The sequence below is a fragment of the Streptomyces cahuitamycinicus genome (assembly GCF_002891435.1).
Lineage (GTDB): Bacteria > Actinomycetota > Actinomycetes > Streptomycetales > Streptomycetaceae > Streptomyces > Streptomyces cahuitamycinicus.
This window is the reverse complement of the sequence record NZ_POUC01000754.1, coordinates 1-2,082: the sequence shown is the minus strand read 5'-3', so window position 1 is coordinate 2,082 and position 2,082 is coordinate 1. Positions and strand designations below refer to the sequence as shown.

Annotated in this window: 1 protein-coding gene; it reads left to right on the top strand. The window is 69.6% G+C overall.

Annotated features, from left to right (window positions below; translation table 11 throughout):
* Positions 1-1,917, top strand: a 1,917-nt coding sequence (locus C1J00_RS42455) for an outer membrane protein assembly factor BamB family protein (RefSeq protein ID WP_245936736.1), incomplete at its 5' end; no start/stop codon positions are given.
* Positions 1,918-2,082: the final 165 nt, after the last annotated feature.

The window sequence follows — 2,082 nt, the reverse complement described above, 5'->3', positions numbered from 1 at the left end:
CCGCAGGGGGGCGGCTTCGGGCCGCCCCAGGACCAGCCGCCGCAGGACCAGCCGCCGCAGACCCCGCCGCCCGCGGCCGGGCCGGACCTCGGCAAGGCCCCGGAGCCGGGGTACGGCTACCCCCAGGCACCCCAGGCACAGTCACCCCAGGCACCGCAGGCGCCTCCGCGGGCCGCGCCGCAGACCCCGCCCCAGCCTCCGCAGGGTTACGGGTATCCGCAGGGCGCTCCGGCGCCCCAGCCTCCGCAGGCCCCGCAGGGCCCGCCCGGCTACGGCTACCCCGGCCAGCCGCCGGGGGCGTACGGGCAGCCGCAGCAGGCGCCCTACGGTCAGCCGGGTCACGGGCAGCCGGGGTACGGCCAGCCGGGCTTCGGACAGCCGGGGTACGGGCAGCCGGGGTACGGGCAGCAGCCCGGTTACGGCTATCCGCAGCAGACCATGCCGCACCCGCCGCAGCCGGGACAGCCGGGCGGCGGCAAGAAGTTCAACGCGCAGATGCTGATCATCGTCGCCGCGGTCGTGGCGATCGCCGTGATCATCGGCGGCGGTGTCTGGTACGCCTCGTCCGGGAAGGACGACGGGAAGAAGGACGACACCGCCTCCTCCAGCGGCGGCACCGGCGGCACGGACGACGACAAGGGCGGCACCACCTCCGGCAAGGAGAAGCCGCCGTCCGACCCCAGCGCCAAGGTCCTCTTCCAGGTCCCGGCGCCCGAGGTGAAGAACGACAGCACGGTCGTCGTCTCCGGCTCGTGGCTCACCGACAAGGCGTACGTCAAGAGCGGCATCGCCCAGATCATCGGCTACGACCGTGACAAGGGCAGCGAGCTGTGGAAGATCCCGCTGGACGGCCCGGTCTGCCAGGCCGGCCGCCACGTCACGGACGACAACCTGACGGCGATCCTCTACCAGCCGGCGATGCCCACCAAGGCCGACCCCTCGCACGGGTGCAGCGAGATCGCGCTCATCGACCTCGACGCCGGCAAGAGGCTGTGGACCAAGACGGTCAAGACCGGTGACCAGCTGATCAACTTCGACAACATCACCCTCAGTGGGAAGACCGTCGCCGTCGGCAGCACCAGCGGCGGCGCCGCCTTCGACGTCTCCGGCAAGCTCCTCTGGAGCCCGAAGCCGGCCGACTCCTGCTACGACGCCGGGTACGGCGGCGGCGAGAAGCTGGTCGCGGTGCGCAAGTGCGGCTCCTACGACCAGCGGCAGCTGCACATCCAGACCATCGACCCGAAGTCCGGGAAGGTGATCTCGGAGTACAAGATGACCCAGGGCATCGAGTACGCGAGCATCGTGTCGACCAACCCCCTGGTCGTGGCCGCCGACGTCGGTGACTCCGCGGGCGACGGCAGCGGCATCTCCGACTTCTTCTCCATCGACAGCAAGACCGGCAAGCTGCGCACGCGCATCTCCGCGCCGGGCGAGCAGTTCGCGGCCCGCTGCGAGGGCATCACCCGCGTCGAGGCCTGCAACCTGCTGGCCGTCGGCAACGACCGGCTGTACCTGCCGACCGAGGAGCACGACGGCACCGGCAAGTACAGCCAGACCAACGAGATCGTCGCCTTCGACCTCGCCACCGGCAAGCAGACCGGGCAGCGGGCCGACGCGGGCGACGGTTACACGATCTCGCCGCTGCGCATGGACGGCGGCAACCTGATCGCGTACAAGCGTCCCCCGTACGACAAGGGCGGACAGGTCGTGAGCATCTCCGGCACCGACTTCAAGGAGACGACGCTGCTGCAGAACCCCGCGACGGACTCCGTACGCGACGTGGAGACCAGCATGTCGCCGGAGTACTCCGAGTTCCTGTATGCCGACGGGCACCTCTACATGTCCAAGGTGTACGCGAGCAAGCGGTCGACGGTGAGGGAGAAGGAGTACCTGGCGGTCGGCTTCGGTACGAGCTGATCATCTGGTGATCGACTGAGGTTCCCTTCGGTCCCGTCCCTGTTCAGGGACGGGACCGTTCGCGTTTGGCTGAGTCAACCTCGTATGAGGGGAATTTCGGCGATCCGGGGCGATTCTCGCGGGTAGGGGAGCGCAACGTCGAACAAGCGTGTAGCTGTCTCTTAT